We start from the raw sequence: 20,823 nt of genomic DNA, 5'->3' as shown, positions 1-20,823 counted from the left end.
TAAGGATTTCCATGGTTTTGGGTAAACTAGGCAGAGAAAAAAATGAAAGATGGCGATTCTCTTGAAAAAACAAACATTGAAGCTATTTACTATATCTCTCATTGCGTTTGTCATAATCATATCGGTGCTCATGTATTTTTTCTCGGAACGGTTTACTAGATCCTGGATTCCGATCGACCATGGTTTTGGAGATACCGTTACCTTGTCACCGGATGATGAGAAGATAGTTTTTCCTTTCTATCAAAGTGGAGATGGAGCACTTTATCAAGCAAATCTTGATGGCACTGAAGTTGTGCAGCTGACCTACCCGAGGCAGAATGAAAGTCATGTTCATCCAAGGTACTCCAGGAATGGAGAGAAACTTCTATTCTTATCGCAAGAGAAAACAACGGAAAACTTGAAGCAGTCGCTGTATATCATGAGCAGGGATGGCAGTGAGCTCATGAGGCTCTCGGAAAACAAGGAGCTTATCATTGACGCCATTTTCTCCGAGGATGACAAAAAAATCTACTATCTGGGGGCCAAAAGCTACAATAGTGGAGGTGTCGGTCCAAAGGAAGGCCCTGTAAATGTGGACCTATATTCCATTTCGGTAACAGGAGAAAACAAAGAACGATTAACGGAGACGGAAAGCTTAAAGAAACGAAGCCTGTCCATTACCGAGGACGGGAAAAAGATTGGATTTGTACAGGTGGATGAAGGAGAAGAAGGGAAAACGACTTCAAACTACTTTGTATACGATAACGAACAGAAGGAAGCAAAAATGGTAAAGCCGAACAAGGGTGTTATTTCAGATCTTATCTACAGTGGAAGGATTTCTCCTGACGGGTCTCTTATCGCCTTTTCAGCTGGCAGTGCGAATCCCCGGAAAAAATCACAAACCATCTATGAATTATATACGATGGATATTAATGGGGATAAGGTGGAGCCAGTTACAAGCTTCCGAACTTTTATTACAGAACCGACATTCTTCCACCAGTCCAATCGGGTGCTTTTTATTCAAGACCAAAGCTGGACAAAAGGACAAGCCAATTTCAAGCTATGGGCGCTGGATCTGAATGGAGAAAGAATAAAATCCATTACATTGCAGATGCCCCAATTTTCAGGAACGGCACTATAAGTGTAGGGTATCACTTCTATTGAGGCTGGCTGGTGTGGTACAGTAGAGATAGAGAAAAATAAAGGAATGAGTAGGATGAAACGTAACACACTCGCTTATTGGATAGGTCTGTTTATTTTTGGCGGCCTTATTTTGCAGACATTCCTGCAGCTTGAGCTGGAAAAGCATGGATGGGACACCAGGGTGGAGGCACTCGTATTTATCGCGATATCGGCCTTCCTCTATTTACTCTGCGTCATGCTCTATCAAAATAATGCCAGGTTTATCACCTATGTACTACTTTTATTTGTTGGGGTTGCAGCTACGGTTCTCGCTATCATGGCCCCCATGCTGTTTCATGCACACTAGTCACGGTCAAGAGGGAAAAGCGCAGGCCCATCGAGGGAATTCCTGTGCTTTTTGATTTTATCCTAGTAAAAATGTTGGATACTAAGAACACTTGTCTATACACATAGGAATAGCCTTTCATAGTATATAGTATCACTTGCGGGAAGGAGTGTGGATAGATGAGTGGCTGTTATGGAAACAACTTTGTGTTAATTTTAGTATTGTTTATCTTACTAGTGATTGTAGGCAAATCATTCTACTAAATATGCAAAAAAGACAGGAAAAGTCATATGGACCTTTCCAGTCTTTTTCTTTACAGTTAATAATATTATTGGAACATAGGCAGCAGATAAGAAATGATAAACCAGATGATACCAAAGAAAATTACCAAGTATGCGGTATATTTGATAAATGTGGATGCAACTAATCCTCTATCTTCTTTTGTTTCTCTGCGTTCCACTCTGACATCTTTGTCTTCGATCATGTTCATCCTCATCCTTTCATCACTGTTTTTATATATGGTATATATACCCTGTAGGAATCCTTCTAAACCTGCCAGGCTTTTGGCATGGGAGGTTCGATTTAATGTGAAGATGGAAAATGGCACTTGGGAAAGTGTATAATGAAAATGTCGAATTAAACGGTGTTTTGTGGGGTTACTTTCCCAACAAGGACTTTGTGTTTATTTTTAAAGGAAACCTTTATAATAAAGGAAACACTTATTGAAATCGAAGAAGCGGAACCTGACAAAAATAGACTATCTATGATAATAGGGGTATTGTATGAAAAATAAATGGCTACGGCTATTGCCATTAATCTATCTACTTTTTGGAATCCTTTGGGTTACCCTGACTGATTATTGGCTGTACAGCCTACGGCAAAATAATAATCTCGTTATGGCAGAATATGTAAATATGTTAAAAGGGTGGTTATTCATCATCATAACCGCCGTACTTATATACTTGATCATAAAAAAACATGAGGCACTGAAGCAGTTGGAGCAGAAAGAACACGAGCTCCTGACCCTCATCAATAATATGCCGGACTTTGTCTGTTTCAAAGATGGAGATGGCAGGTGGCTGCTGGCAAATGAATATGGCCTTTCCTTATATGAACTGCTAAATGTCGATTATAAGGGCAAAACGGATCTGGAACTTGGTGAATATTCTCCTCATTTCAAAGAAGCGTTTGCCTATTGCACAGAAACGGATGAGCGGACATGGCAAGAAGGTAAAATCACCAGGGACGAGGAATCATTTCCGATTCCTTGTGGAGAACTGAAGACCTTTGATGTCATCAAGGTTCCTCTATTCTATCCTGATGGTAAAAGAAGAGCGCTTGTAACCATCGGGAGAGACATTTCTTCCTTAAAAAAGGCGGAACATCTGCTGGTAACTAAGGAAAAACTGTCCGTAGTAGGGGAATTATCCGCGGGTATTGCGCATGAAATAAAAAATCCGTTAACTGCGATAAAAGGGTTCATCCAGCTTATCCAGAAATCAGGAAAAACAAACAAGGATCATGTAAATCTGGTTCTGTCGGAAATTGATCGAATCAATGACATCGTTAGTGAAATGCTGATACTTTCCAAGCCGCATACAAAGAGATTGGTGATTTTCCCACTGACGCATGCGATTCAGTATGTGATCGATTTAGTTAGTAATGAATCATTGAAAAACAATATACATATTCATTTGAATAACATTGACGAGTCAACCCTGGTTAAAGGTGATATAAATGGGTTGAAGCAGGTATTCCTCAATCTTATCAAAAATGCGATGGAGGCAATGCCGGACGGAGGCGTAATCGATATATCTTCCCTTGAAACAAGCGAAGATTATATAACAATTAAAATTCGCGATAATGGGATGGGTATAAGTGAGGAAAACCAGAAGCTTCTTGGACATGCTTTTTTCACATCCAAGGAAAAAGGGATGGGCCTCGGATTAACGATTTCTTATAAAATCATCCAGGAGCATAATGGCCACTTATCCATTGAAAGCAAGGAAGGCGAAGGTACTCTTGTTACTCTATCTCTACCGGCCTCTTAAAAAATGTGCGTTTTATAGAAGATAGATGACCAAGCAGTTCTAAAAAAATCACATAGAATGTATGGTGTACAACTTCCTTCTCCTTTCGTGCACATAATACTTTTAGGACAGAAACTTTTCTGTCCTTTTTTTGTGAAAGTAAGAAATTCAGGAAAAAAAGGGTAATAATAAAATGCTGAGATTAATGACGAAAGAAACGGCTGGGAAACTATCTACTCTAAAATTTGTTGTGATGCGAAATCAGATGATCATTAATGAGATCGCTAAACAGGAAATCTATCCTATTACAAAAGATGCGGTGTACGAGCAATTCATGCCCGATGTAAAAATCTAAGTTTATTCTGATGATGGACGGGTACTTTATCTATGTAACTAATAGCCGAAGGAGTCGATAGATATGAGTAAAAAAATTGCGGTAGTGATGACGGATATGTTCGAGGACTCGGAATACACAGAACCGGCAAAAGCCTTCAAGGAAGCGGGACATAGCCTGACTGTGATAGAAAAGTCGAAGGGGGAAACCTTGACAGGTAAAACTGATGATACGGAAGTGACATCAGATGCAGGGATTGACGATGTGACGCCAGATGAATTTGATGCTCTGTTTATTCCCGGAGGTTTCTCACCTGATATTTTAAGAGGTGATGATCGTTTTGTTACGTTTGCCAAAGCATTTATGGATGACCAGAAGCCTGTTTTTGCAATCTGCCATGGGCCGCAGCTGCTGATTACAGCGGAGGCGTTAAAGGGGCGGGATATAACCGGCTACACCTCCATTAAAGTGGACCTGAAGAATGCAGGAGCCAACTTCCATGATGAAGAAGTGGTCGTATGCCATGAGCAGTTGGTATCAAGCAGAACACCTGACGATCTTCCTGCCTTCATTCGTGAATCACTGAAACTATTGAAATAAATCAATAAAGCCAGGCCGTATAGACGGTCTGGTATTTTTTTTTGAAAAAAATAAAAAACTTGCAGGAAACGCTCGAGATTTGTAGAAATCATAAGAGCAAGAAAAAATTAGGAGAGGAGAAACGTACCGCAAAAAAATAATCGAGGTGAAAAATGAATATTGAACAAAAGTGTGAAGACCTCGTTCGTCAAGCCCTTAAGCTTCGCGTTTCCGACATCCACATGAAGCCTTTGGAATCTTCCGCAACCCTCATGTTCAGGGTAGACCATTATCTTTATGAACAGGAGGAGATTTCACTCGACATCTATGAAAGAATGGTCTCCCACCTTAAATTCCAAGCCTCCATGGACATTGGAGAAACAAGAAAACCGCAAAACGGCGCATTAACGCTCACCATTGATTCCAAACAGATCAACCTCAGACTCTCGACCTTACCGACCTTTTATAACGAAAGTGTAGTCATTCGCATCCTCCCACAGGATTCTCATCAACCATTGAAATACATGACCCTATTTCCAAACTCCACCACCAAGCTTCTTTCCTTAATGAAATACTCCCATGGATTGATCATTTTTACGGGTCCTACCGGATCGGGCAAGACCACCACCCTATACTCCTTAATTGAAGAAACGAAATCCCTTTTACAACGGAATATCATCACCCTTGAAGATCCTGTGGAACGCAAAAGCAAGAATGTGCTGCAGGTTCAGGTCAATGAAAAGGCCGGGATTACGTATACCACCGGTTTAAAAGCGATACTCAGACATGACCCCGATATCATTATGGTTGGGGAGATCAGGGACGAGGAAACCGCAAAGATTGCAATCAGAGCCTCCATGACCGGACATCTGGTACTGAGCACCCTGCATACGAGAAATGCAAAAGGGGCGGTCTATCGGTTATTGGAATTCGGCGTCACCCCACAAGAGCTGGAACAGACGCTGATTGCCATTTCTGCACAAAGGCTGGTAGAACTGAAGTGTCCATTTTGTCTGGAGGAATGCACAGCATTCTGCAGAAAATATCGCACGCACCGTCTTGCAAGTGTCCATGAGCTGATCTATGGGAAAGAGCTTGGAAAGGTCATGAAGGAATGTAATGGAGCGGAAGTGGATTTGACATACCCTACGCTTAAAGAAGTGATAAAAAAAGGAATAGCTCTAGGGTTTATCAAACAAAGCGAGTATGAGCGGTGGGTTTTTGATGGAAATGAGAAATAGAGGGTGGAGCCTAAAGGAGCAGGAGGAATTTCTTCTTCGTATAGGGGATCTCTATGTCAATGGATATGCGCTCCTTGAGGCCATCGAATTGATGTGCATTCATTATGAAGGTCACAAAAAGGCTGATTTGCATCTTGCCGTCAAAGAATTGAAAAACGGCTATAGTATCCACAAGGTACTGGAGCTGCTTCATTTTCATCAGGATGCTTTATCCCTGCTCTTCTTCTCCCAGCGACACGGTAATCTTGGTGAGGCATTCCGGACTGCTGGGCAGTTGATGAAAAGAAAACGGTATTACAAGCAAAAACTGCTTACCCTGATACGCTACCCGATCTTTTTGATGATCCTGGTCATGTTGATGTTATTCTTCGTGCAAACGGTACTGATGCCACAATTTACGCTATTATTTCAACAAATGAACATTTCGATAAACAAAGGAATACAATTTTTCTTCAGCGTGACAAGCAAACTTCCACTTTTTCTGCTTTTAGTATTTTTTCTGGCAGCTGTACTTCTCCTTCACATTAAAATTTATGCCAAAACCATCCATCCTGTCCAAAAAATCTCCTGGATGATGAAAATCCCTATACTTAGGACGTTCCTAACCCTTCATTACTCCCATTACTTTTCCCAGCAACTCAGCAGTCTGCTCGCTAGCGGAATGACCATCAATGATGCCATCGGCGTTTTTGAGCAGCAAACATATAATCCCTATTTTAAATACAGAGCATCCGATTACAGGGAGCGACTGTTAGAAGGGGAAAAATTGGAGAAGGTTGTAGAAAACGAATCCGTTTTTGATAAGGGTCTGGCACCAACTATTTTACATGGACAGAAGAATGGGAGACTGCCTCGTGAACTGGAGGATTTCAGTGGCCTTCTGCTGGATAAACTCCAAAGAAAAATGGAGAGTGCACTTGGGAAAATACAGCCATGCCTTTTCCTTGCTATCGGCTTGTTCGTGCTCCTGCTATATCTATGTATATTCATACCGATGTTTCAATTATTAGGAGGGTTATAAAATGAAAAAGCTATTCAAAAATGAACGAGGTTTTACACTGGTGGAAATGCTCTTGGTGATGCTTGTCATTACGGTTCTACTATTGATCATGCTCCCGAATGTATCCAAGAATTCCGGTCTGATCGGTGATAAGGGATGCGATGCCCTGGTGAAGATGGTCGAGGCTCAGATGCAGGCCTACCGCTTGGAAAATGACCGGGAACCATCTGACCTTCAGGATTTGAATACTCCGGATTATTTAGAGGATAAATTTGCAGATGATGATGTCCTATATTGCCCGAATGACAAGGTGATCGCCCTTACTGCCAATGGAGTGGAAGCAGTTGATGCACCGGAAACGCCGTAAAGGTAACGCACAACAGGGTTTTACCTTTGTAGAGTCGCTTCTGGTCCTATCCGTGGTGTCTGTTATTCTTTCATTTACCATCCTGAAAATAGCTGCTATAGAAGAAAAACATGTAACGAAAAACTTTTTCAGCGAGCTTACCAACGACCTGTTATTTGCCCAACAATATGCCATGAGTACAAGAAGGTCGGTAACCATCACTTTCAGCCCAAGCAATCACTATTACCGGATTACCCAAGGGTCGGGAAATGAACTACTAAGAAGAAACTATCATGAGGATATCCTGATTGACCCAAGAACGATGGGTACATTATTGGTATTTCAATCGCATGGAAGCATTCAAAAAGCAGGAACTATGGGAATATCCTATAAGAATCTGGAAAATTACCGTTTAGTTTTCCAATTGGGAAAGGGAAGATTCTATGTGGAATCAGTCTAAGGGGTTCACCCTCCTTGAGGTGCTTGCCGCACTCGTGGTTTGGATGATCATCATGACCCTACTGCTGCCAAGCCTTGTCAGGATCAATCAAGAAAGAAACAACTTCAAACTAGATCGGGCAGCCAGGCTTCTTCTTACAAAAGAATTGGAAAATGTGCGATTGAGTGGCGGTATGTTTATTGGAAAGGAAATCGAAAGTAACGGATTCAGATTTAGGCTTTACCAATCTGTTGAAGGTGCCATTCCGGTTATATGTGCCGAATATCTGGATTATAGAAAAAGGGAAAAAAGAAGGTGTGTATACTGGGATGAAGATTTGGAATGAAAAGGGGTTTACGCTTTTGGAAGCCCTTGTCAGTTTTTCTGTTGTACTGATCATTACTGCATTTCTCCCTATTCTATTCCAGACAATCCATACCTTTGTGAAGGAGGATAAGGGCATACATCCTCTTGAACTGGAGGTATTCAACCAACAGGCAAAGATGGAGATCCGAACGGCAAAATCGGTAACAACAACGGGCAAAGTACTAACAATTAGGAACAGGAACAATCAGAGCATTACCTATGAGAAATATCAAGGAAACATCAGGAGGCGTGTGAATGGCACAGGCCATGAGATCATGCTGCAGAATGTAAAGGATGTGGTGTTTGTGCAAGTAAGGAACGGAGCGATACTTTTTATTACCGGAGATGAAGGGGATTTCCATGAGATTCCAATTCATGCCATCTTGAAGGATTGGCCGCATGAATAGAATGGAAAAGGGATATATTTTCCCGGTGACGCTCCTCCTATCCTTATTGGTTTCTTCCATGCTACTGCATCAAATAGAGCTGTACAGGATGGAAAAAGCATTTTATACAGAGTCAGGGGAGCTATTCGAATTGGAAAGCATGATGAGATATTCCTGGGAGAAGGTGGAGGGGCAACTCGAAGTGGATAGTTTTCCTCCCCTATCCAACATCAATTTTCCAAACGGAAATGCAGTGATCACTGCAGATGAACAATACCCGGTTACCCAGATAAAGATAATTTGTACGACCACAAAAGACAGGAAATACGAAGCAATCATCCTCTATGAACGGACAACGTATAGAGTAGTTTCCTGGGTGGAATCCAATTGATTTAGGGCGAATGCCTACACCAAAGCACTTCTCTTATCATATAAATGTACCGTGTGATAAAGGAGGTATCTGTAAAGGTGAACCAAGATCAAAACGGTGTGCCGATTCAATACATGCTTGTGGAGCCATTTGTGTATCAAACGTTGATGAGTATCAAAGGAAGTACGGTCGTGGTCGAAACCTCCCGGGGGTCAATCAGAGGAACATTACGAGATGTTAAGCCGGATCATATCGTTTTATATGAAGGAGATTCAAACTTCTTTGTTCGGACGGCAGAAATTATATGGGTCATGCCTGACTAACCAGTAAAGGTGTTTAATCATTTGATAAAACTGGTTAAGCACCTTTTATAGTGGTGAAACCCGCAACATTTTCCTATAATGGAATGAATGGCAGCAATGGAAAGAGGGAGTTTAATGAGAAGCATTTACCTTACAGGATTCATGGGAGCGGGAAAAACTTCAATAGGACATGCATTGGGAAAGAAGCTGGGTCTGGCCGTATATGATACGGATTCTTTAATAGAGGAAAAAGCTGAGGAAAGCATCAGTGTGTTTTTTGAAAAATATGGTGAAGCTGAGTTTCGCAGGTTGGAGGAGGAAGTGCTACAGAGTTTGCCAGTGACCGGATCCGTTATCATGACAGGCGGAGGAATCATCAAAAAAGCGAACAATATCTCCTGGATGAAAGAAAAAGGTTTAATGGTGTTCTTATATTGTGACATGGAAGTAGTGCTTCAAAGGCTGGAAAATGACATCGCCAGACCCTTGATTCAGCAAAAAAGCAAAGAGGAAATCATGGCCATATTTTCGGAGAGGCTCCCTTTATATAAAAAGGCCCATATCATGATGGATACGAGTTCCCTAGGCATCCATGAGGCAGCGGAAGAGTTGGCTGTTGCGATTAAAAGCTGGCATTCTGGTCAACACTAGTAGGTAATCAAAACCTGGTGGTGGTGAACCCATTGAAAACGAATGATTATGTCAAATATGTGACACAGCAACTTGTAACCTATATGGATCAGCCAAAAGAAGTGAAGAAAGCGCAGCGCTACCAGCGAAAGCTTGAACGGTCCCCTGTCGTGTATCAGCTTTTCGGAGTAATTCCTTTTGCGATCATGATGTTATTCAAGAAGAAAAAAATGTAAAGGTATAAAAGGGACAAAAGTATTGCATGCTTTTAGGCTTTTATGCTACAATCTCTTCGGACAGTTAGAAGCAATCAATTACATATCTATGCAAATGCTTTCAAAGTGAGCATAGGAACTTTACGTGTTACTGATACGATCAGGCATGAGTGAAGAGGTTTTGACCAATACTAAGGGAGGAAGACATACCCTTTGAATTGATCAATCTTCTTTCTCATGCCTTTTTTGATTTTCCCTTTTGCCCCTTGGTTAGCAGCAACGTCAACAGGGTATAGGGAAAATGGAATAGGGAGTTCTTTATGTAATGAGGGTTTCAAAGAAGTTCCTTGAGGATGATTTTCAACAAATTTAAAGGTGATAGTTGCTTATTTGTTGAAAACTATAAGAGGAACCGTGTACATTAAGTACTATCTATAAAATAAAACATACTTAAAGGAGTTCGATTACAATGGCAGAAAAAACATTCAAAGTAACAGCAGATTCAGGAATTCACGCACGTCCAGCTACTCAATTGGTGCAAACAGCAGGTAAATTTGATGCTGAAGTAAACCTTGAGTACAACGGAAAATCCGTAAACCTTAAATCTATCATGGGTGTTATGTCTTTAGGGATCCCTCAAGGAGCGGAAATCAAGATTGTTGCACAAGGTTCTGATGAGAGCGAGGCAATTTCTGCTATTGAAGAAACTTTGAAATCAGAAGGGTTAGGGGAATAATGTCAAACACGATCCAAGGTATACCTGCTTCTAGCGGTATTGCCATTGCGAAAGCATATCGTCTGGAAAACCCTGAATTGACTGTGGAGAAAAAGACGATTGACAATGTCCAAACGGAAGTGGAAAGATTTGAAAAAGCAGTAGAAATCTCTAAAAACGAATTGGAAAAGATCAAGGAGCATGCCAATCGGGAATTAGGTGCGGACAAAGCTGAAATCTTCTCTGCACACCTGCTTGTATTGAGTGATCCTGAACTTTTGAATCCAATCAAAGATAGAATCAAAAGCGATAGTGTAAATGCAGAAGTTGCGTTAGATGAAACGGCAGGGATGTTCATCAACATGTTTGAACAGATGGATAATGAATACATGAAGGAGCGTGCTGCGGATATCCGCGACGTGACGAAACGTGTTCTTGCTCATCTTCTGGGTGTAGGTGTATCCAATCCGAGTCTTATTTCTGAAGAAGTGATCATCATTGCTGAAGATCTTACTCCTTCTGATACTGCTCAATTGAACCGTCAATATGTAAAAGCCTTTACAACCGATATCGGCGGGCGCACTTCCCACTCCGCAATCATGGCTCGTTCCATGGAAATTCCTGCAGTAGTGGGAACGAAAAATGTAACGGAAACCATCCAGAATGACACAATGGTGATAGTGGACGGCCTGGAAGGCGTAGTAATAGTTGATCCGACAGACGACGAAATTGCTACATACACCGAAAAACAGAAAAAGCATGAAGAGCAGAAGAAGGAATGGGCAAAGCTTGTAAACGAGGACAGCCTTTCATCAGACGGTCAGCAAGTTGAGCTTGCTGCGAACATCGGAACGCCTAAGGATGTTAAAGGGGTTCTTGAAAACGGTGGAGAAGGTGTCGGCCTTTACCGTACGGAGTTCCTTTACATGGGCAGAACCGAACTTCCGACCGAGGAAGAGCAGTATAAAGCTTATAAAGAAGTATTGGAAAGAATGGAAGGCAAGCCTGTTGTTGTCCGTACATTGGACATCGGTGGGGACAAGGAGCTTCCATATCTGAATCTTCCTAAAGAGATGAACCCTTTCCTTGGATTCCGTGCCATCCGACTTTGCTTGGAGGAGCAGGAAATCTTCCGTACCCAGCTTCGAGCGCTATTGCGTGCCAGCTCATACGGAAACCTGAAAATCATGTTCCCGATGATTGCGACGCTGGATGAATTCCGCCAAGCGAAGGCTATTCTTTTGGAAGAGAAGGAAGCGCTTGTGAAGAACGGTACAGAAGTGAACGAAAATATCGAGCTTGGTATCATGGTGGAAATTCCATCTACTGCTGTCCTGGCAGATATTTTCGCAAAAGAAGTAGATTTCTTCAGCATCGGGACGAACGATCTCATCCAATATACGATGGCTGCCGACCGTATGAACGAACAGGTTTCCTACCTGTATCAGCCATACAATCCGGCGATCCTTCGCTTGATTGATAATGTGATCCAGGCTGCGCACAAAAACGGCAAATGGGCCGGCATGTGCGGCGAAATGGCCGGCGACCCGATTGCAATTCCGATCCTGCTTGGACTTGGACTTGACGAGTTCAGCATGAGTGCGACAAGCATCCTCCCTGCCCGTACCCAGCTGAGAGGCATCTCCAAGGAAGAAGCAGCTTCCTACAGAGAGCAGATCCTTTCTATGGGCACAGCAGAAGAAGTCGTGGAGTTTGTAAAAGAGAAATTCATGAAGTGATGATAGATGAAATGCCAATCCTTTTTGATGAAGGGTTGGCATTTTTGTTGCACTTTTTCTTGTAAGCAGGAAAGAAGTGAATCGAACTTCTTCATCCCGGTGCGATAAAAAAGGACGTTAAAAATGGAGGATATGAGGATATGGGATGGCACTTTTTTACCCCGGAAATCCAACCTATGATACAATTAGACCATTCGTAAATAGGAGGGAATCAAAGGTGCTACAAGAAAAATTATCTAAGTATGCAGAATTGGCAGTAAAGGTTGGAATAAACCTGCAGGAAAATCAGGGACTAGTGATCAATGCCCCTATTTCTGCTGCTCCCTTTGTAAGGGAAGTGGCGAAGATTGCGTACCAGATCGGTGCGAAGTTTGTACATACGGATTGGAATGACGAGGAACTTACAAAAATCAAATTTGAATTGGCATCAGAAGAAACATTAAAAGATGTCCAGGACTGGATTGTTCAAGGCCGTGAGCGGATGGCGGAAGAGGGAGCTGCATTTTTGACTGTTGTTGCATCCAATCCTGATCTTCTGAAAGCGGTGGATCCAGAGCGTGTTTCCATTGCAAACAAGGCTCAGGCGCAGGCTCTTCAGAAGTATCGTACCTATATCCAGACGGCAAAGGTAAGCTGGGCGGTTGTATCTGTACCTTCAATCGAATGGGCAGCTAAGCTTTATCCAGGTTTTTCGTCGGATGAACAGGTTGCACGCCTCTGGGAGAACATCTTTGCTGTTACGAGAATCAATGAAGCGGATCCGATAGCTGCATGGAATGAGCACATAAAAACGTTACAGGAAAAGCTGGAGCTTCTGAATACAACGAAATTCAAAAAGCTGCATTACAAAGCGCCTGGCACAGATCTTACGATTGAACTTCCAAAAGAGCAGGTTTGGCTTGGAGGCGGTATGAACAATGAACAAGGAACATACTTTGTTCCTAATCTCCCTACCGAGGAAGTCTTTACACTTCCAGTGAAAACTGGCGTGAACGGCGTGGTATCCTCGACTAAGCCTTTGAATCTCAATGGGAATCTTGTAGAAGATTTCACATTATCCTTCAAGGATGGAAAGATTGTGGAGTTTACGGCAAAAGAAGGCTATGAGGTGTTAAAGAAACTACTTGAAACAGATGAAGGGGCCCTTTACCTTGGTGAGGTAGCGCTAGTGCCACATAGTTCACCAGTATCAAAACAGGAGGTCATTTTCTACAATACGTTATTTGATGAAAATGCGTCCTGCCATCTAGCACTAGGTTCAGCTTACCCGATTTGCATCGAAGGCGGCGCGTCTCTGACGAAGGAAGAATTGGAAGCAAAAGGCGTGAATACAAGCATGATTCACGTGGATTTCATGATAGGTTCGAAAGAATTGACCATCCATGGAGAAACTGAGGACGGTACCAAGAAGCCTGTACTAGTGAACGGTGAATGGGCGATATAGATTTGATATAAAAATGGAATTCCTTCTCAGGAATTCTATTTTTTTTGTTATAAATAGCTGTATGAGCAGGAGTTTGTTTGATTTTCCTTTAGTTCGTGCCAACGTATATTAAGTAGAAGCCTTCCCATTTTGTTGAATCCAAAGATTCATCCCCATGCAATCTTAAAAAGGAGTTGAGCTATCGAAAGTAGAAATAATAACGGTGGCAAAAATTCAAAGTAGGAGAATGATCATGGGGAATACTATCATTCTAAGAAAAATAGATGAAACAAACTGGAAAGAAGCAATACAATTAAAGGTTAGTGAGGACCAGGAGGAATATGTTGCTTCAAATTTGTATTCCATTGCGCAGTTTCAGTTTCTAAAGGATTTTAAAGCGATGGGAGTGTATATGGATGAACAGATGGTTGGTTTTGCCATGTATGGAATCGACTCCGATGATGGCAACTATTGGATTTACCGGTTGATGGTGGATAAGAAGTATCAGGGACGTGGAGTGGGTAAGCAGGCAATAGGGAAAATATTAGAGGATATCAACGCAAACAACACAGGTGGCATACCTTGCGTCATTTTAGGTTTTCATCCGGAGAACAAAGTGGCAAAGCATGTCTATGAAAAAGCCGGATTTGTTGAAACTGAAATGGCGTCTTGGGGGGAGCAGCTTGCAAGGCTTGAACTCAATAAGGAGCAAAAAGGTGCCTGGAAACAGTAGTAAGCAAAAAAATTGATGAAGAGAAGATATACGGTAAAAAGGAAGGGACAGTGTCCTCGAGCAGGAACTGTCCTTTTCATCATTTTTTCGGATAGTAGGAAAAACCGGGATATTTGACGACTGGCCATTTCTCTTTTCTGAGTACATCCATGAGCACAGGTCCTACATGCAGATTACTTCTGATTAAGTCTTTTGGAGTCAGTGCCATCCATTGATTAAGGGAGACGTCCTCGAACCGATCACTTTTGAAAATCTCCAAAAACCATAATGTCTCAGAACCGGTATTCTGGATATAATGCCCTGTGGCAAAAGGAACATAGCCCACATCACCTGCTCTAAAATCAAAGGTTCTCGCATTTCCATTTCCGGTGAATACAGTCATGCGAGCTTCGCCGGTAAGGTAGTATTGCCATTCATCGTTATTCGGATGCCAGTGCATTTCCCTCATAGCCCCCGGTTCGACTTCAACGAGTGCAGCGGCAATGGTTTTGGAAGCAGGGAAATTGGTGGAGTCGACAATCCTTACACTTCCACCGGGAGTCTTGAATGGTGGCTGTTTGAGCAGCTCGAATTTGAAAGATAGTGGTACCTCGCCAGATGGGGACTGTATTTTCTGTTCGATAAGCGGAGGCGGCACCTCTGCTTGATAAATATACACCTGCCCGTCAGGAATGGAAGCAAATGCTTCTTCAGGCACGCCGAAATTGGCAGAAAGGACATCCTTTGGTGTGTGTGCAAACCAATCTGATATGGAAAGGGTACTCAAGTCTGTAAAATTTCCATCATCAAAGACAAGGAGAAATTCACATTGCTCCAAGCCTTGAATGGAATGGGGAATGCCAGGAGGGAAATACCACAGATCCCCTGGCCCGATATCGGCAATGAAATTGCGGCCGTCCTGATCAACTGCAGTGATACGTGCTCTCCCTAAAAGCATATAAGCCCATTCCGCTTCCTTGTGCCAATGTAATTCCCTTACGCCGCCTGCTGTCAAGCTCATATTGACGCCTGCAAGAGTCGTGGCAATAGGCAGTTCCCGGACCGTTACTTCTCTGGACCACCCTCCAAAATTCAGTTTCATACTGGTGTCAGAAAAAGAAAATCTTAAGTTGGGCAATAATCCGCTATCAGTTTTAGGAGGAACAAGCAGATCGGGATTCTGAAGGTCTCGCATGATATTGCGTGGACCATCATCAACCGTCCCGGCACCATCGCTTCTTATGGGTTGGGGAATATGGTTCCTGATATGATAATCTTTTTGTTTTGACATATATCATCACCTCTTTTATCAGCGGGAAAAAAATCTTCCATCTTACTCTTATGATAATTTTAGAAGGCGTATGTCCCTTACCGGTTGGAAATTGTATTATTCCATTCTCTTTTATCCAGTGTCCTCCATTATATTGATTGCAGTATTTCATATAAGCAAGCGCCAATTAAAAAAGATTTTCAGTGAAAGAGAAATGTGATGGGAAGGGCAGAGGTAGACAGATAGAAAAGAGGCTGGGACAAAAGTGATTTAGTCTAAGTAAAAACCGAACTAATTTGAGTTTGTTCAAATTAGTTCGGTTTTTTTAAGAGTATTAAAAATATGCGTTTAGGATTTAGATTCCACTAGCGGTATTTAGAGCCTGCACTTAAATTAGTCAGATTTTTTTAGTTTTGTCCCAGGCAATTTTCTTAGTTGTTTTCGATCTACTGAAGTGGGGGAAATAATCTCTCCGTTTTTTAATAGTCTTCTTTTTCATTACTTCAATTTTTCAATTGGAATATCAAACTGAAACCACAAAAATAACACGAAAGGTATGGATAGTATTAAAGCAACTAATGGTTTCTTAAAATGGATGGGAAATAAAGCGAACATGACCATCAAGAATAATAAGGACCATCCCATGTGCCAGCTATTATGATGGGATATCAAACCGAAATGGAGATTGACATATTCGATAACTAGGTAAATGGCCACCCAGAATCCATACTGTAGTGCCCGTCCAATCATGCTCTTTGTTCGAAAGAAGTATTTCAGGTAGATCAATATGGTTGCTGGATAACAAACAAACATGATGACTAAGGAAATGAAGGTGTGATTTGGCAATAGTTCAGGCAAAAGGTTTTCGTGGAATACCCAAACATGATGGTTATACATGATAAAATTATGAAGAAGATCTCCAATAATATAAAAAAGAATGGTCGGATAATATTTCTCCCAGTTTTTCCAATCTCCCCATTTCCACGCAATTAGTAGAAATATTAGATTATAGACAACATGCATATAAATATCATTTCCTCTTGTTAATAGTATTAACTATTATTTACTTATTTTGGAAGTATATGCATGTTTTTAGAGGAAGCTGGAATTTAATGCAGAATAAGTATAGAAGGTGAAAGTGGAAGGAGGGGAAATCATGTATTGGGAAACGCTTCCGAACTGGTTCTGGTTTTGTTATTATCTATTCTTTTTTGCTTCATTCGGGACGGCGCTATCCTGCCTTGTTAAGAGGAAAAGAATGTATTTTGCATTTCTTGTTTTCATATTGGTGTTTACAGGTTTATTGAATGGGATAGAAAGGGGACCCGACCTTAATGAAGCGGAGCACCTGCTGCAATCATTGCTGAGAGGGGAAATCTGGTCCATTTACATAGCGACGGGTTATGTCGCCTTACTAGTTTGGTGGATCTTTTTTTTAAAAGGGATATTCCGAAAGAAGTAGAAAAAAAGATGATTGCCTTAAGCACCTATAAAACTGTTTCATTAATGATTAACTAAAAGAGGGGTTTTACTATGCAGAAAAAGAAAACACATCTAATGATTATCCTGGCATTGTTTATCAACGGAATGGCAATGGTGCTGTTTGCCATCGATAATATCCAATTGAAAAATGTCGGTCCCGGAATCACCTTTACTGCTCTTGCTGTCGTGCTGTTCTCCCTTGGCGTATACAGCATCGTGAGAAATTCGAAAATTAAAGAGATGGAAAGAAGATAGACCTGTCAAAGATGAGCAGAAAATGACAGGAAGACTGCATACATAATCGATAAAATAAAAAATATGGGAGGGCTAATAGTGGCATGGTTGGAGTCGATACAAAAGGCAATTGAATATATGGAAGACCATTTGCTTGAGGATATGCCGGTAGAGGATATTGCGAAGGAAGCGAATGTTTCCGTCTTTCATTTTCAGCGGATTTTTACCGTTTTGACTGATTTTTCAATAGGTGAGTATTTGCGGCGCAGAAGGCTGACCCTTGCTGGACAAGACCTTCTGACCACCGATTCCAAAATCATTGATATCGCGATGAAGTATGGCTATGACACTCCCGAGGCTTTCACGAAAGCTTTCCGCAGGCAGCATGGTGTGACGCCAAGTGATGTGCGAAAGAACAGTGGCAAGCTGCAATCCTATAACCGCCTGGTGATCCAGGTGACATTGAAAGGGGCAGAACCGATGAAGTATAGTTTGGTGGAAAAAGAAGCATTTCGTATTGTTGGCGTTAAGAGGGAGTTTTCATGTAATGGTGAAGAAAATCAGATGGGTATCCCTAAGCTTTGGGATGAAGTGAATGGGAACGGGACATGTGACCGCCTGTTTGAACTGAATGATGGAATCCTGAAGGGGGTCCTTGGGGTCTGCGATGGTTCAAGTGAAGAAAAACGCAGCAACAAGGTGATGGATTATTGGGTTGCGGCGTCATATGACGGGGAAGTGCCGAGTGGAATGGAAAGCCTGGAGATCCCTGCATCCAAATGGGTTGTATTCGAAGTGCACGGACCTATGCCAACAGCAATGCAAAAAGCGTGGAAGCAGATCTATTCCGAGTGGTTTCCATCCAACAGCTATCAGCATGCAGGAACACCGGAGTTCGAACTTTACACGGAAGAGGATCCATCCAGCCCTGATTTGTATTCGGAGATATGGATTCCGATTAAGTAATCGAAGGCTAGGGAGGGATAAATATTTCAACCTTAAAAGTGGATGTTCTTCAACAGAGAGGTACCTCTTTCAATATTGGTGTAGGTTTGGGAAAGCTTCTCAAAGATCTCCCCATCGTAAAAGTGATGGAAAACATCACGAAGCAGGAAATTGAAATGGAGAAAATGAAGTCCCTTTATTTGGCTTTTGCTCCTCATTTGTTGGAGGAGCTCCGGGGATTGTCAGAGGGCTTGCGGTTGCCATTCAACAAATGTGCAGCTAGGTTCAGCGGTTACGACATGCCAAAGGTAGCAGCGATGGGATGTTCCGCCTTGATTACAAAAGATTATTATGTAAGAAATTATGATTTCTCACCGGTACTTTATGATGGATGTTTCAGCTTGCTGCAGCCCAATAACGCCTATGCTACTGCTGGATATAATCTTCAAGCAATCGGAAGGCACGATGGTGTGAACGAGCATGGGTTGGTCGCAGGCTTACACTTCGTTAGTAATGATGGATATACAGAAGGCTTGTCCGCATGGACTTCCATAAGAATGCTGCTTGATACCTGTCAGACAGTGGAGGATGCGATTCGATTGCTGGAGGAGATTCCCCATTCGGCCTGTTATAATTTTTCTCTCGGCGACGAAAGGGGAAATACGGCAGTGGTGGAAGCAAGTCCGGAAAAGGTGAGGGCAAGAAGGGATGAGGTGCTTCTGACATGCGTCAATCATTTTCAAATGGAGGAGCTTCAGGAGAAAAACAGGGCTTTCATAGAGAATTCCATAAAGCGGAACAGGTACATGCAAGGATTAAACAGTGGAGAGTTCAGTCACAAAGAGATGTTTCATAATTTTTCAGATAAACATTCTCCCATCTTTTTTACGGACTATGAAAATTTGTTCGGTACTCTTCATACTTTTTCCTATTCCTTCGTTGACTCGAGGATCTTGACTGCGATTGCACAAAGCAATCAAGTAATCGAGATGGATTTCAGGGATTGGGTCGGGGGGACCAATTTACAGGAGACCGAATTGATAGGGTTTATTGAAAACAACTAAAAAGCAATCTTCTCTCCAAGTTACGAGAGAAGATTGCTTTTTTCTATTCTTCCTCCACAATCACTTTGAAGCTCATCACAGAATGTCCGGCTCCGCATAATACGCTGCATCTTCCTTCATATTCTCCAGTCTTATCCGGAGTGAAAATCTCAGGCTCTCTTTCAGTCAAATTGATTTTCAGTGCAGGTACTTGTATGCCATGGACGACATTGTTGGCACTCTCCATGATTAGTTTGACAGTTTCTCCTTTTTTTACAGTTATCTCGGAAGGCTCGAAGTAGAAGTCATCCACTTCCGTCCCTGTATGCCCAATAATGGTGATTTCCCGATCCGCTTTTACATTCTCGCTTTCTTTGGTTTTATCATTTCCACTACAGCCACTCGTCAACATTGCTAGTATCAGCAACACCAAGAGCCAGAAAAGCTTGATTTTCATACCTTTTCCCCTTAAAACTTTTTCTTTTCATTATAACGGGGTAATTTAATAGATGTCGAATGTTTGGCTTTTCTTTAAAAAGAACGTTTAGTTGTTCATAGAGAACAAAATGGTGTATAATGTTCTTAAAAAAGAACGGATGGAGGCGAGGCTGATGAAGAGGCTATTAATCCTATTACTTGTTTTAAATCTGTTTGATGCTGTTGCTACCTTCATCGGCTTAAACTTGAATATGATTGAGGAAGTGAATCCTATGATGGCTGGTCTCTACCAAAAGGATCCCTTACTGTTTCTCGGGGTAAAAGCATTCTTTTCGATCTTCCTGATAATTCTTCTTTATTATGTAAAAGATATCAGATCCTTACTGGTCAAATACATAAGTGTCGCTGCTGTTCTTGGTTATGGGACAGTTGCAGGAATTCATCTGTATTGGATTTTACATTATATCGCGTAAATATGAAACAGAGGGACAGGTTCCTTGCCCCTTCTGTATTCCTACAAATCTAAAGAAAACTTCATCAATTCTTCGTTATCATTTGGTAATATCACAAATCCATTTGGCTTCATTCCGAGTTTTTCCAAAAGCTTCACAGAAGAATGGTTATCTTTTGTTGTGATGGCGGTAATCCTTTTCAGTCCAATATCTTTGGCGTATTCCAAAGTTCCTTGGGCTGCTTCAAAGGCGAATCCTTTGTTGTGATAATCGGCAAGAAGTGCATAACCGATGTCTACATCGTCGAGACCATCACGCTTAATTAAACCGCATAAGCCGATAGGTGCTTGGTTGCCCTTCCATTCGACCAGGAACAGTCCAAAGCCTTCCCGCTCATACATCGCATGAGGGCCGGTTTTAATATAATGGAAAGCATCCTCCATTGAACGGACTCCTTTGTCGCCTATATACTCCAACCAACCGGGTTCATTCAACAATTGCAGAATAAATGCCGCATCGATCTCTTCCACCTTCCGTAGGATAAGTCTATCAGTTTCAATTAATATCACTCAACCACTCCCTTAACAACGACTGAACGATCTATAAAGCTAACCTTCAGCTTTATAGTACCAGAAGGAAGGGTGCCAAATAAATAACTAAAGAGCAATCCATTTCATGGTGAGAT

At 41.8% G+C, this 20,823-nt stretch carries 30 protein-coding genes; 25 read left to right on the top strand and 5 right to left on the bottom strand.

Annotation, left to right across the window (positions count from 1 at the left end):
• The first annotated feature begins 61 nt into the window (after nucleotides 1-61).
• From ACFVAD_RS02580 to ACFVAD_RS02570, 3 genes are all read left to right on the top strand, one after another.
• Nucleotides 62-1,120 (top strand): TolB family protein, encoded by a 1,059-nt coding sequence (locus ACFVAD_RS02580; RefSeq protein WP_386635786.1) that lies wholly within the window; start codon nucleotides 62-64, stop codon nucleotides 1,118-1,120.
• Between the two features lie 75 nt (nucleotides 1,121-1,195).
• On the top strand, nucleotides 1,196-1,468 hold the full coding sequence (locus ACFVAD_RS02575; protein WP_386635784.1) for a hypothetical protein: 273 nt from the start codon (nucleotides 1,196-1,198) through the stop codon (nucleotides 1,466-1,468).
• Between the two features lie 158 nt (nucleotides 1,469-1,626).
• Nucleotides 1,627-1,710, top strand: coding sequence for a YjcZ family sporulation protein (locus tag ACFVAD_RS02570; RefSeq protein ID WP_224841917.1), 84 nt, complete (start codon nucleotides 1,627-1,629; stop codon nucleotides 1,708-1,710).
• Nucleotides 1,711-1,775: 65 nt separating this feature from the next.
• Here ACFVAD_RS02570 and ACFVAD_RS02565 read toward each other — a convergent pair whose 3' ends face one another.
• A complete protein-coding gene (locus ACFVAD_RS02565; RefSeq protein ID WP_386635782.1) occupies nucleotides 1,776-1,931 on the bottom strand; it encodes a hypothetical protein in 156 nt (51 codons plus the stop codon).
• Nucleotides 1,932-2,229: 298 nt separating this feature from the next.
• Between ACFVAD_RS02565 and ACFVAD_RS02560 the strand changes: the two genes are divergently transcribed.
• The 17 genes from ACFVAD_RS02560 (at nucleotide 2,230) to ACFVAD_RS02480 (ending at nucleotide 14,295) form a co-directional block, all read left to right on the top strand.
• On the top strand, nucleotides 2,230-3,498 hold the full coding sequence (locus ACFVAD_RS02560; protein WP_386635780.1) for an ATP-binding protein: 1,269 nt from the start codon (nucleotides 2,230-2,232) through the stop codon (nucleotides 3,496-3,498).
• 172 nt (nucleotides 3,499-3,670) lie between these two features.
• Nucleotides 3,671-3,832, top strand: a complete 162-nt coding sequence (locus ACFVAD_RS02555; RefSeq protein WP_386635778.1) for a hypothetical protein — start codon at nucleotides 3,671-3,673, stop codon at nucleotides 3,830-3,832.
• A 63-nt stretch (nucleotides 3,833-3,895) separates the two neighbouring features.
• Nucleotides 3,896-4,411: a type 1 glutamine amidotransferase domain-containing protein gene (locus ACFVAD_RS02550; RefSeq protein ID WP_386635776.1), complete on the top strand. Its 516-nt coding sequence runs from the start codon at nucleotides 3,896-3,898 to the stop codon at nucleotides 4,409-4,411.
• 152 nt (nucleotides 4,412-4,563) lie between these two features.
• Nucleotides 4,564-5,631 carry a competence type IV pilus ATPase ComGA gene (gene comGA, locus ACFVAD_RS02545; protein ID WP_386635774.1) on the top strand — a complete coding sequence of 356 codons (1,068 nt, stop codon included), beginning with the start codon at nucleotides 4,564-4,566 and terminating at the stop codon, nucleotides 5,629-5,631.
• A complete protein-coding gene (comGB, locus tag ACFVAD_RS02540) occupies nucleotides 5,615-6,652 on the top strand; it encodes a competence type IV pilus assembly protein ComGB (protein ID WP_386635772.1) in 1,038 nt (345 codons plus the stop codon). The genes comGA and comGB overlap by 17 nt, the downstream gene beginning before the upstream one ends.
• 1 nt (nucleotide 6,653) lies before the next feature.
• Complete coding sequence (gene comGC, locus ACFVAD_RS02535; RefSeq protein WP_386635770.1) at nucleotides 6,654-6,998, top strand: competence type IV pilus major pilin ComGC; 345 nt, start codon at nucleotides 6,654-6,656, stop codon at nucleotides 6,996-6,998.
• Nucleotides 6,979-7,437: a competence type IV pilus minor pilin ComGD gene (comGD, locus tag ACFVAD_RS02530; RefSeq protein ID WP_386636034.1), complete on the top strand. Its 459-nt coding sequence runs from the start codon at nucleotides 6,979-6,981 to the stop codon at nucleotides 7,435-7,437. The genes comGC and comGD overlap by 20 nt, the downstream gene beginning before the upstream one ends.
• Nucleotides 7,421-7,762 carry a prepilin-type N-terminal cleavage/methylation domain-containing protein gene (locus ACFVAD_RS02525; protein ID WP_386635768.1) on the top strand — a complete coding sequence of 114 codons (342 nt, stop codon included), beginning with the start codon at nucleotides 7,421-7,423 and terminating at the stop codon, nucleotides 7,760-7,762. Before comGD ends, ACFVAD_RS02525 begins: the two co-directional genes overlap by 17 nt.
• The gene (comGF, locus tag ACFVAD_RS02520; protein WP_386635766.1) at nucleotides 7,746-8,189 is read left to right on the top strand and encodes a competence type IV pilus minor pilin ComGF; all 444 of its coding nucleotides are present in this window, start codon (nucleotides 7,746-7,748) and stop codon (nucleotides 8,187-8,189) included. Before ACFVAD_RS02525 ends, comGF begins: the two co-directional genes overlap by 17 nt.
• Nucleotides 8,182-8,559, top strand: coding sequence for a competence type IV pilus minor pilin ComGG (locus ACFVAD_RS02515; protein WP_386635764.1), 378 nt, complete (start codon nucleotides 8,182-8,184; stop codon nucleotides 8,557-8,559). The genes comGF and ACFVAD_RS02515 overlap by 8 nt, the downstream gene beginning before the upstream one ends.
• 77 nt (nucleotides 8,560-8,636) lie before the next feature.
• The gene (locus ACFVAD_RS02510) at nucleotides 8,637-8,861 is read left to right on the top strand and encodes a YuzF family protein (RefSeq protein ID WP_386635762.1); all 225 of its coding nucleotides are present in this window, start codon (nucleotides 8,637-8,639) and stop codon (nucleotides 8,859-8,861) included.
• A 114-nt stretch (nucleotides 8,862-8,975) separates the two neighbouring features.
• Complete coding sequence (locus ACFVAD_RS02505) at nucleotides 8,976-9,491, top strand: shikimate kinase (protein ID WP_386635760.1); 516 nt, start codon at nucleotides 8,976-8,978, stop codon at nucleotides 9,489-9,491.
• Between the two features lie 32 nt (nucleotides 9,492-9,523).
• The gene (locus tag ACFVAD_RS02500; protein WP_386635758.1) at nucleotides 9,524-9,706 is read left to right on the top strand and encodes a YqzE family protein; all 183 of its coding nucleotides are present in this window, start codon (nucleotides 9,524-9,526) and stop codon (nucleotides 9,704-9,706) included.
• 448 nt (nucleotides 9,707-10,154) lie between these two features.
• Complete coding sequence (locus ACFVAD_RS02495) at nucleotides 10,155-10,421, top strand: phosphocarrier protein HPr (protein WP_386635756.1); 267 nt, start codon at nucleotides 10,155-10,157, stop codon at nucleotides 10,419-10,421.
• Nucleotides 10,421-12,139, top strand: coding sequence for a phosphoenolpyruvate--protein phosphotransferase (gene ptsP / locus ACFVAD_RS02490; protein WP_386635754.1), 1,719 nt, complete (start codon nucleotides 10,421-10,423; stop codon nucleotides 12,137-12,139). Before ACFVAD_RS02495 ends, ptsP begins: the two co-directional genes overlap by 1 nt.
• 217 nt (nucleotides 12,140-12,356) lie before the next feature.
• Entirely contained in the window at nucleotides 12,357-13,583 is a 1,227-nt protein-coding gene (locus ACFVAD_RS02485) for an aminopeptidase (RefSeq protein ID WP_386635751.1), read from the top strand.
• A gap of 232 nt (nucleotides 13,584-13,815) precedes the next feature.
• Nucleotides 13,816-14,295 (top strand): GNAT family N-acetyltransferase, encoded by a 480-nt coding sequence (locus tag ACFVAD_RS02480; protein ID WP_386635749.1) that lies wholly within the window; start codon nucleotides 13,816-13,818, stop codon nucleotides 14,293-14,295.
• Between the two features lie 79 nt (nucleotides 14,296-14,374).
• Here the strand turns inward: ACFVAD_RS02480 and ACFVAD_RS02475 are convergent, their stop codons facing one another.
• Together ACFVAD_RS02475 and ACFVAD_RS02470 are read right to left on the bottom strand one after the other, a co-directional pair.
• Nucleotides 14,375-15,565, bottom strand: coding sequence for an oxalate decarboxylase family bicupin (locus ACFVAD_RS02475; protein WP_386635747.1), 1,191 nt, complete (start codon nucleotides 15,563-15,565; stop codon nucleotides 14,375-14,377).
• Nucleotides 15,566-16,042: 477 nt separating this feature from the next.
• Nucleotides 16,043-16,567 (bottom strand): CBO0543 family protein, encoded by a 525-nt coding sequence (locus tag ACFVAD_RS02470; protein WP_386635745.1) that lies wholly within the window; start codon nucleotides 16,565-16,567, stop codon nucleotides 16,043-16,045.
• A 133-nt stretch (nucleotides 16,568-16,700) separates the two neighbouring features.
• Here ACFVAD_RS02470 and ACFVAD_RS02465 point away from each other — a divergent pair, with 133 nt between their 5' ends.
• The 4 genes from ACFVAD_RS02465 (at nucleotide 16,701) to ACFVAD_RS02450 (ending at nucleotide 19,269) form a co-directional block, all read left to right on the top strand.
• Nucleotides 16,701-17,006: a hypothetical protein gene (locus ACFVAD_RS02465; protein WP_386635743.1), complete on the top strand. Its 306-nt coding sequence runs from the start codon at nucleotides 16,701-16,703 to the stop codon at nucleotides 17,004-17,006.
• Between the two features lie 71 nt (nucleotides 17,007-17,077).
• Nucleotides 17,078-17,281, top strand: coding sequence for a hypothetical protein (locus ACFVAD_RS02460; RefSeq protein ID WP_386635741.1), 204 nt, complete (start codon nucleotides 17,078-17,080; stop codon nucleotides 17,279-17,281).
• A gap of 78 nt (nucleotides 17,282-17,359) precedes the next feature.
• Complete coding sequence (locus ACFVAD_RS02455; protein ID WP_386635738.1) at nucleotides 17,360-18,226, top strand: effector binding domain-containing protein; 867 nt, start codon at nucleotides 17,360-17,362, stop codon at nucleotides 18,224-18,226.
• A 38-nt stretch (nucleotides 18,227-18,264) separates the two neighbouring features.
• Nucleotides 18,265-19,269: a C45 family autoproteolytic acyltransferase/hydrolase gene (locus ACFVAD_RS02450; RefSeq protein WP_386635736.1), complete on the top strand. Its 1,005-nt coding sequence runs from the start codon at nucleotides 18,265-18,267 to the stop codon at nucleotides 19,267-19,269.
• Between the two features lie 43 nt (nucleotides 19,270-19,312).
• Here the strand turns inward: ACFVAD_RS02450 and ACFVAD_RS02445 are convergent, their stop codons facing one another.
• Nucleotides 19,313-19,705, bottom strand: a complete 393-nt coding sequence (locus ACFVAD_RS02445; protein ID WP_386635734.1) for a cupredoxin domain-containing protein — start codon at nucleotides 19,703-19,705, stop codon at nucleotides 19,313-19,315.
• A 154-nt stretch (nucleotides 19,706-19,859) separates the two neighbouring features.
• Between ACFVAD_RS02445 and ACFVAD_RS02440 the strand changes: the two genes are divergently transcribed.
• Nucleotides 19,860-20,159 carry a DUF5658 family protein gene (locus ACFVAD_RS02440; RefSeq protein ID WP_386635732.1) on the top strand — a complete coding sequence of 100 codons (300 nt, stop codon included), beginning with the start codon at nucleotides 19,860-19,862 and terminating at the stop codon, nucleotides 20,157-20,159.
• 41 nt (nucleotides 20,160-20,200) lie between these two features.
• Here the strand turns inward: ACFVAD_RS02440 and ACFVAD_RS02435 are convergent, their stop codons facing one another.
• On the bottom strand, nucleotides 20,201-20,707 hold the full coding sequence (locus ACFVAD_RS02435) for a GNAT family N-acetyltransferase (RefSeq protein ID WP_386635730.1): 507 nt from the start codon (nucleotides 20,705-20,707) through the stop codon (nucleotides 20,201-20,203).
• Nucleotides 20,708-20,823 lie beyond the last annotated feature (116 nt).

Source organism: Sutcliffiella sp. NPDC057660, assembly GCF_042800035.1.
In the GTDB taxonomy this organism is placed as follows: Bacteria; Bacillota; Bacilli; order Bacillales; family Bacillaceae_I; genus Sutcliffiella_A.
Note: the sequence above shows the minus strand (reverse complement) of the source record. Positions and strands in the feature narration are given on the sequence as shown.

What these genes read in the sequence shown, in the direction of transcription:
- ACFVAD_RS02575 (WP_386635784.1), top strand. Translation starts at nt 1,196, where the DNA reads ATGAAACGTAACACACTCGCTTATTGGATAGGTCTGTTTATTTTTGGC.
- ACFVAD_RS02570 (WP_224841917.1), top strand. Translation starts at nt 1,627, where the DNA reads ATGAGTGGCTGTTATGGAAACAACTTTGTGTTAATTTTAGTATTGTTT.
- ACFVAD_RS02565 (WP_386635782.1), bottom strand. Translation starts at nt 1,931, where the DNA reads ATGATCGAAGACAAAGATGTCAGAGTGGAACGCAGAGAAACAAAAGAA.
- ACFVAD_RS02560 (WP_386635780.1), top strand. Translation starts at nt 2,230, where the DNA reads ATGAAAAATAAATGGCTACGGCTATTGCCATTAATCTATCTACTTTTT.
- ACFVAD_RS02555 (WP_386635778.1), top strand. Translation starts at nt 3,671, where the DNA reads ATGCTGAGATTAATGACGAAAGAAACGGCTGGGAAACTATCTACTCTA.
- ACFVAD_RS02550 (WP_386635776.1), top strand. Translation starts at nt 3,896, where the DNA reads ATGAGTAAAAAAATTGCGGTAGTGATGACGGATATGTTCGAGGACTCG.
- comGA (WP_386635774.1), top strand. Translation starts at nt 4,564, where the DNA reads ATGAATATTGAACAAAAGTGTGAAGACCTCGTTCGTCAAGCCCTTAAG.
- comGB (WP_386635772.1), top strand. Translation starts at nt 5,615, where the DNA reads ATGGAAATGAGAAATAGAGGGTGGAGCCTAAAGGAGCAGGAGGAATTT.
- comGC (WP_386635770.1), top strand. Translation starts at nt 6,654, where the DNA reads ATGAAAAAGCTATTCAAAAATGAACGAGGTTTTACACTGGTGGAAATG.
- comGD (WP_386636034.1), top strand. Translation starts at nt 6,979, where the DNA reads ATGCACCGGAAACGCCGTAAAGGTAACGCACAACAGGGTTTTACCTTT.
- ACFVAD_RS02525 (WP_386635768.1), top strand. Translation starts at nt 7,421, where the DNA reads ATGTGGAATCAGTCTAAGGGGTTCACCCTCCTTGAGGTGCTTGCCGCA.
- comGF (WP_386635766.1), top strand. Translation starts at nt 7,746, where the DNA reads ATGAAGATTTGGAATGAAAAGGGGTTTACGCTTTTGGAAGCCCTTGTC.
- ACFVAD_RS02515 (WP_386635764.1), top strand. Translation starts at nt 8,182, where the DNA reads ATGAATAGAATGGAAAAGGGATATATTTTCCCGGTGACGCTCCTCCTA.
- ACFVAD_RS02505 (WP_386635760.1), top strand. Translation starts at nt 8,976, where the DNA reads ATGAGAAGCATTTACCTTACAGGATTCATGGGAGCGGGAAAAACTTCA.
- ACFVAD_RS02495 (WP_386635756.1), top strand. Translation starts at nt 10,155, where the DNA reads ATGGCAGAAAAAACATTCAAAGTAACAGCAGATTCAGGAATTCACGCA.
- ptsP (WP_386635754.1), top strand. Translation starts at nt 10,421, where the DNA reads ATGTCAAACACGATCCAAGGTATACCTGCTTCTAGCGGTATTGCCATT.
- ACFVAD_RS02480 (WP_386635749.1), top strand. Translation starts at nt 13,816, where the DNA reads ATGGGGAATACTATCATTCTAAGAAAAATAGATGAAACAAACTGGAAA.
- ACFVAD_RS02475 (WP_386635747.1), bottom strand. Translation starts at nt 15,565, where the DNA reads ATGTCAAAACAAAAAGATTATCATATCAGGAACCATATTCCCCAACCC.
- ACFVAD_RS02470 (WP_386635745.1), bottom strand. Translation starts at nt 16,567, where the DNA reads ATGCATGTTGTCTATAATCTAATATTTCTACTAATTGCGTGGAAATGG.
- ACFVAD_RS02465 (WP_386635743.1), top strand. Translation starts at nt 16,701, where the DNA reads ATGTATTGGGAAACGCTTCCGAACTGGTTCTGGTTTTGTTATTATCTA.
- ACFVAD_RS02460 (WP_386635741.1), top strand. Translation starts at nt 17,078, where the DNA reads ATGCAGAAAAAGAAAACACATCTAATGATTATCCTGGCATTGTTTATC.
- ACFVAD_RS02445 (WP_386635734.1), bottom strand. Translation starts at nt 19,705, where the DNA reads ATGAAAATCAAGCTTTTCTGGCTCTTGGTGTTGCTGATACTAGCAATG.
- ACFVAD_RS02440 (WP_386635732.1), top strand. Translation starts at nt 19,860, where the DNA reads ATGAAGAGGCTATTAATCCTATTACTTGTTTTAAATCTGTTTGATGCT.